General features: G+C 75.6%; 6 protein-coding genes. 4 read left to right on the forward strand and 2 right to left on the reverse strand.

Translation table 11 applies throughout. The annotated features are described in order from the left end of the window. Nucleotides 1-524 (forward strand): L,D-transpeptidase (locus E1258_RS29545; RefSeq protein ID WP_132406892.1); only part of this gene is annotated, 524 nt, incomplete at its 5' end. After that, nucleotides 521-739: a hypothetical protein gene (locus E1258_RS29550; protein ID WP_007074223.1), complete on the forward strand. Its 219-nt coding sequence runs from the start codon at nt 521-523 to the stop codon at nt 737-739. The genes E1258_RS29545 and E1258_RS29550, both read left to right, overlap by 4 nt. A 13-nt stretch (nt 740-752) precedes the next feature. On the opposite strand, the gene E1258_RS29555 is transcribed toward E1258_RS29550, so the two are convergent. Continuing rightward, entirely contained in the window at nt 753-3,209 is a 2,457-nt protein-coding gene (locus E1258_RS29555; protein ID WP_132406894.1) for a helicase-associated domain-containing protein, read from the reverse strand. Nucleotides 3,210-3,293: 84 nt separating this feature from the next. Here E1258_RS29555 and E1258_RS29560 point away from each other — a divergent pair, with 84 nt between their 5' ends. Both E1258_RS29560 and E1258_RS29565 read left to right on the forward strand, forming a co-directional pair. Beyond that, nucleotides 3,294-3,974, forward strand: coding sequence for an HAD family hydrolase (locus E1258_RS29560; protein WP_132406896.1), 681 nt, complete (start codon nt 3,294-3,296; stop codon nt 3,972-3,974). Continuing rightward, a complete protein-coding gene (locus E1258_RS29565) occupies nt 3,946-4,332 on the forward strand; it encodes a cold-shock protein (protein WP_007074225.1) in 387 nt (128 codons plus the stop codon). The genes E1258_RS29560 and E1258_RS29565 overlap by 29 nt, the downstream gene beginning before the upstream one ends. Here E1258_RS29565 and E1258_RS29570 read toward each other — a convergent pair. After that, nucleotides 4,293-5,171 carry a 1,4-dihydroxy-6-naphthoate synthase gene (locus E1258_RS29570; RefSeq protein ID WP_132406898.1) on the reverse strand — a complete coding sequence of 293 codons (879 nt, stop codon included), beginning with the start codon at nt 5,169-5,171 and terminating at the stop codon, nt 4,293-4,295. The two genes, E1258_RS29565 and E1258_RS29570, sit on opposite strands and share 40 nt — an antisense overlap. Nucleotides 5,172-5,181: the final 10 nt, after the last annotated feature.

Raw genomic sequence — 5,181 nt, forward strand, 5'->3', positions numbered from 1 at the left:
GGGTGACCGTGGACGGCCGCCAGTCCGCCGCCGACTGCGCCGCGATCAAGAAGTTCCAGCAGCGGTACGACGTCCGCCCCGCCGCCGGCCGCGCCGGCCCCACCACGTACGACGTGGCGAAGCGGCTGGCCACCACCGACACCAAGCGCTGCAAGGCCGGCTCCGGCACCACGTTCTGCATCGACCTGACCCGGCAGACCACGTGGGCGGTGCGCGGCGGCAAGGTGGTGTGGGGCCCGACGGTGACCCGGACCGGGATGCCCGGCTACGCCACCCCCGCCGGCACGTTCACCATCAACTACCGGAACGTGAAGGAGTGGTCCGACCCGTACGAGGTGTGGCTACCGTACTGGCAGCACTTCACCCAGGGCATGGGCTACCACCAGACCACCACCTACCTGCACGACAAGTCGATCGGCTCGCACGGCTGCGTCAACCTGCTCCCCGCCGACGCCCGCCGTGCCTGGGAGCTGGGCAAGGTGGGCAGTCGGGTGGTGCTCTTCGGTCGGCGGCCCGGCACGTGACCGCCGAGGACGATCCCACGCCGGCCGGCGAGGTCTCGGGGGCGGCCCTGTTCGGGTACGCGACCGCCGCCGTGCTCCTCGTCGGCTGGTTCCTCTACGGCTGGCTGGTCCAGCGGCAGGGCTTCGTCGCCTCCGTCGGCGAGTCCGCCGGGGCCGGGTTCGCCCTGCTGCTGGCCGTCTCCGTGATCGGCACCGTCCGCCGCAACCGCCGCTGAACACTCGGGCGGCTCAGGTCCCCTCCAGCACCGCCGCGGTGATCCGGTGCAGCGCGAAGGTGTGCAGCATCTCCGTGCGCTCGTCCTCGGCGCGCAGGTAGCCCGCCCCGATCGACACCGGCCGGACCAGCCGGGACGCCGTCGCCCCGTGCGCGTCGACGTACCCCACCCAGACCAGCGCCTTGTCCCGCACCGCCTGCTGGAGCACGGCGAGGGCGTCGGCGTGACCGTGCGCCGGCGCCGGGCCGATGCCGGCCGTGCTGCCGCGCACCACCGCCGGGGCCCGCCGGGCTGCCCGCGCCGCCGCCTCGCCCCGGCGGATCTGCTCCACCACCCCGAGCAGCCGGGGCATGGCCAGCTTCGGCGACGCCAGCGGGTCGACGGCACGGCTCACCGGTGCCCGACCCGGGGCGCGCCGGGTCCTCGGCCGGTACAGCACCGCCGCCCCGGAGGCGTCCTCCGGCACCGGGGCGTACCCGGCGTCGCGCAGCGCCATCAGCATCCGGTTCACCTGGTACGGGGTGGCCAGCACCGTCGGGGCCAGCCGCCGGAACGCCAGCGACTCCAGCCGCCGGTCCGACAGCACCTCCGCGAGCAGCGCCTCGTCGTCGCTGCGCACGTACCCGCCGGCGGAGCCGACCCGCAGCCCGCCGTGCTTGCGCGCGACGTCGTCCACCAGGTACGTCAGCCCCTGCGGGACCGGGGTGCGGGACCGGCGGCGGAACAGTTCGTGCAGGTCGTCGGCCGAGTATCCGGCGTCCAGGGCCCGGCGCACGCTGGCCGTGGTGACCCGGTGCACGCTCGCCCCGCCCGCCGACTCGTGCTCGGCCACCACCTCCAGCTCGCCGGCGAGCGCCGGGTCGGGCGGACCGGGCACCACCACGGTCAGGTCGGCCTGCACCAGGAAGTGGTCGACCGGCGCGGGCAGCAGCCCGTCGAGCGCCCGCACCGCCGTGGACGCGTCCTCGGCGTCGGCGTGCAGCCCGAGCGGGTCGTCCCCGCCCCGCTCGTCGGTCTCGGCCACGTCGGTCAGCAGCAGCCGCCCGTACGAGGTGAGCGCCCCGAGCCCGGTCACGCCCAGCCGGGCCGCCTCCACCAGCGCCTCCCGGTGCGCGGCCTCCCGGCCCCGACTGCGCCGGGGCGCCCGCCAGTCGAGCAGTTCCAGCACCTCCTCCGAAGTGGGCGCGACGGCCGGTTCCAGGTCGGCGAGCTCAGCCAGCACGGCCCGCCGGGAGGCCGGCGCATTGGCCCGCTCAGCCTCAGGCGAGAGCGCCCCGATCGGCCGGTCCCGGTCGTCGCGCTGCCCCACGAGGCCCACCTGGCGGGTCATCAGCAGCCAGGCCCGGGCCAACTGCTCCCAGCGCCGGGCCAACGACATGGCCCGCCACACCTCGTACCCGCCGGTGGGCAGGACCTGCTGGTCGGCACCGTAGCGGGCGCTCGTCGCCCCGGGCAGCTCCAGCTCACCGGCCAGCCCGGCCGCGTACGCCACCTCCAGCAACAGGGCGGTCGTCGCCTCGTCCAGGGCGAGGGACTTCGCCAGCCGACGCAGGTCGCGCACCCCGATCCCACCCGAGCGCAGCACCGGGGCCGGCTCGGCGGAGAGCAGCTCCAGCAGCGCCTCGGTGTGCCGTACCACCTCCATGGTCTGCCCGGCCCCGGCCGAGTCGACGGCCTTCGCCTCACGTGCGACGGCGGCCACCGGCGGGGGGCTGGTGCGCAGCGGCCCGAGCGGGCCGCTGTCGCGGCGCAGCAGCAGGCCGACCTCGCGGGGCAGCTCCACGGTGCCGGCGGAGACCGCCACCAGCAGCCGGCTGTCGACCAGCCAGCGCACCGGCGACCCGGTGGGCGCGCCGCCGTTGGTCGGGTCCGGCGGGACGCTGTCCTCCGCGCCGAGCGGCGGGGCCTGCAAAGCGCCCGGGGGCACGCTGCCCACCGGCGGGCCGGCGGCGAGCCGGTCCAGGATCGCCCGGGCCGACGGGGGCGCGGCCAGCAGCGCGCGGCGCAGCTTCGCCGGGTCCGCGCAGAGGGCCGCCGCGCGCGGGTCCAGCCCCGTCGCGGGCCTGCCCAGCCCCGCCGGGTACGGGGCGACCTCGTCGACGCCGTCAACCACGCGCAGGGCGTGCTCGGGGCCGTACAGCAGGAAGAGCGCGCGGAGCCTGTTCACCGCGCCCCGGATGGTGGCCGGTGCCGGCGGTCGTGGCCCGGCGGTGGCCATGGCGAGGACTGCCTCGGTGGAGGTGGTGCCGTCGTCCGGGGCCCGGGTGAGCCGGGCGGCGTCGAGGATCTGGAGGGTGAACTGGTCCAGACCGTCCAACGCCCGGGCCACCGAGACCCGGGACTGGGCCCGGACCGCGAGCGCGGACACGTCGGCCGGCACGGGCACGACGAGGTCCGGCCGCAGCTGGAGGAGGGCGGCCAGGGAGGCGTCGGGCAGCGTCCGCAGGTGATCGGCGAGTGAGGTGGTCATCGTCGTTCCACGCTAGCCCGGGTCGGGGTCCTCGCGCCCCTCGGACGACCGGCTGGACCCGCGCCGGCCGGGTAGGTTCTCGGCATGCCCCCGCTTACCGTCGGTTTCGACCTCGACATGACCCTCGTCGACTCCCGCCCCGGCATCGCCGCGGCGTACCGGGCGCTCACCGCGCGCACCGGCGTGCCCGTGGACGCCGACGCGGCGGTGTCCCGGCTGGGCCCGCCGCTGCGGGTGGAGATCGCCCGGTGGTTCCCGCCCGAGCGGGTCGAGTCGGCCGTCGCGGCGTACCGCGAGCTGTACCCGGCGTACGCGATCACCCCGACCCTGCCGATGCCCGGCGCGGTCGCGGCCATCGAGGCCGTGCACTCCCACGGCGGCCGGGTGCTGGTGGTCACCTCGAAGATGGGCCGGCTGGCCCGGCTGCACCTGGACCATCTCGGGCTGGCCGTCGACGAGTTGGCTGGCGACCTGTTCGCCGAGGAGAAGGCGACGGCGCTGCGCGCGCATGGCGCGAACCTGTACGTCGGCGACCACACCGCCGACATGGTCGCCGCTCAGGCGGCCGACATCCCGGGCGTGGCGGTCGCCACCGGACCCTGTTCGGCCGACGAACTGCGCTCGGCCGGGGCCGACCTGGTTTTGGCCGACCTCACCGGATTCCCGGCGGCGCTGGCGGCCATGATCCGGCTAGCCTTGGGGCAGTACACGTCTCAAGTGAAGCAGGGGTTCTCAGGTGCCGACGGGTCGAGTGAAGTGGTATGACGCGGCCAAGGGATACGGGTTCGTCACCAGCGACGAGGGTGGCGACGTGTTCCTGCCGAAGGGCGCGCTACCGGCGGGTGTCACCGACCTCAAAGGTGGTCAGCGGGTCGACTTCAGTGTGGTGGACAGCCGCCGGGGCGCCCAGGCGATGGGGGTCAAGCTGCTGGAGGCCCCGCCCTCGGTGGCGGAGCTGCGCCGTCGGCCGGCGGAGGAATTGCACGGCCTCGTGGAAGACATGATCAAGGTGCTGGAGGCGAAGGTCCAGCCGGACCTGCGGCGGGGTCGCTTCCCCGACAAGAAGACGGCGCAGAAGATCGCTCAGCTCGTCCACGCGGTCGCGCGCGAGCTGGAGGTCTGAGGGCCGGCGATCCGGGGTACGAGCCCGGCGTCGGCGGCCCGGCCCAGCAGCGCCTCCACGGCGGCGAGCCCCGCGTTTCCCAGGTCCGCGGTGAACTCGTTGACGTAGAGGGCGATGTGTCGGTCCACCACGTCGGGCTCCATCTCCTGCGCGTGGGAGAGCACGTACCGTCGGCTCGCCTCCGGGTCGGCCCACGCCTGGCGTACCGACTCGCGGATCCAGCCGGCCGCCTCGACCGGGTCGACCGCGCCCCGGCGGGCCAGGATCGCGCCGAGCGGGATCGGTAGGCCCGTGTCGCCCTCCCACCACTCGCCGAGGTCGACGAGGGCGGTCAGCCCGTGCCGCGGGTACGTGAACCGGGCCTCGTGGATCACCAGCCCGGCGTCGTACCGGCCGGCGGCCACCGCCGGCATGATCTCGTGGAACGGGACCACCTCGATCCGCGCCGGGGGCCGGCCGGCCGACCAGAGCCGGAACAGCAGGTACGCCGTGGTCCGGTCCCCGGGCACCGCCACCGTCGCCCCGCTCAGGTCGACGCGATCCGCGCTGCCGGCCTGGGCGCTGCCGGCCTGGGCGGGTCGGGTCAGCACCAGCGGCCCGCAGCCGCGGCCGAGCGCGCCCCCGCAGGGCAGCAGGTGGTAGTCGTCCAGCAGCCACGGCAGCGCGGCGTAGCTCACCTTCACAAGGTCGAACGCGCCCCGCTCGGCGGCGGTGTTCGTGACGTCCACGTCCGCGTAGGTCACCTCGACCGGCGGCGCGCCGGGCACCCGGCCGTGCACCAGGGCGTCGAAGGCGAACGTGTCGTTGGGGCAGGGCGAGATCGCCAGGGTGAGCGCCACGCCCCCACCG

The organism is Micromonospora sp. KC207 (assembly GCF_004348615.1).
In the GTDB taxonomy this organism is placed as follows: domain Bacteria; phylum Actinomycetota; class Actinomycetes; order Mycobacteriales; family Micromonosporaceae; genus Micromonospora.

Bases quoted from the DNA above. Each gene is read 5' to 3' on its own strand.
- E1258_RS29555 (WP_132406894.1), bottom strand. From the start codon at position 3,209: ATGACCACCTCACTCGCCGATCACCTGCGGACGCTGCCCGACGCCTCC.
- E1258_RS29560 (WP_132406896.1), top strand. From the start codon at position 3,294: ATGCCCCCGCTTACCGTCGGTTTCGACCTCGACATGACCCTCGTCGAC.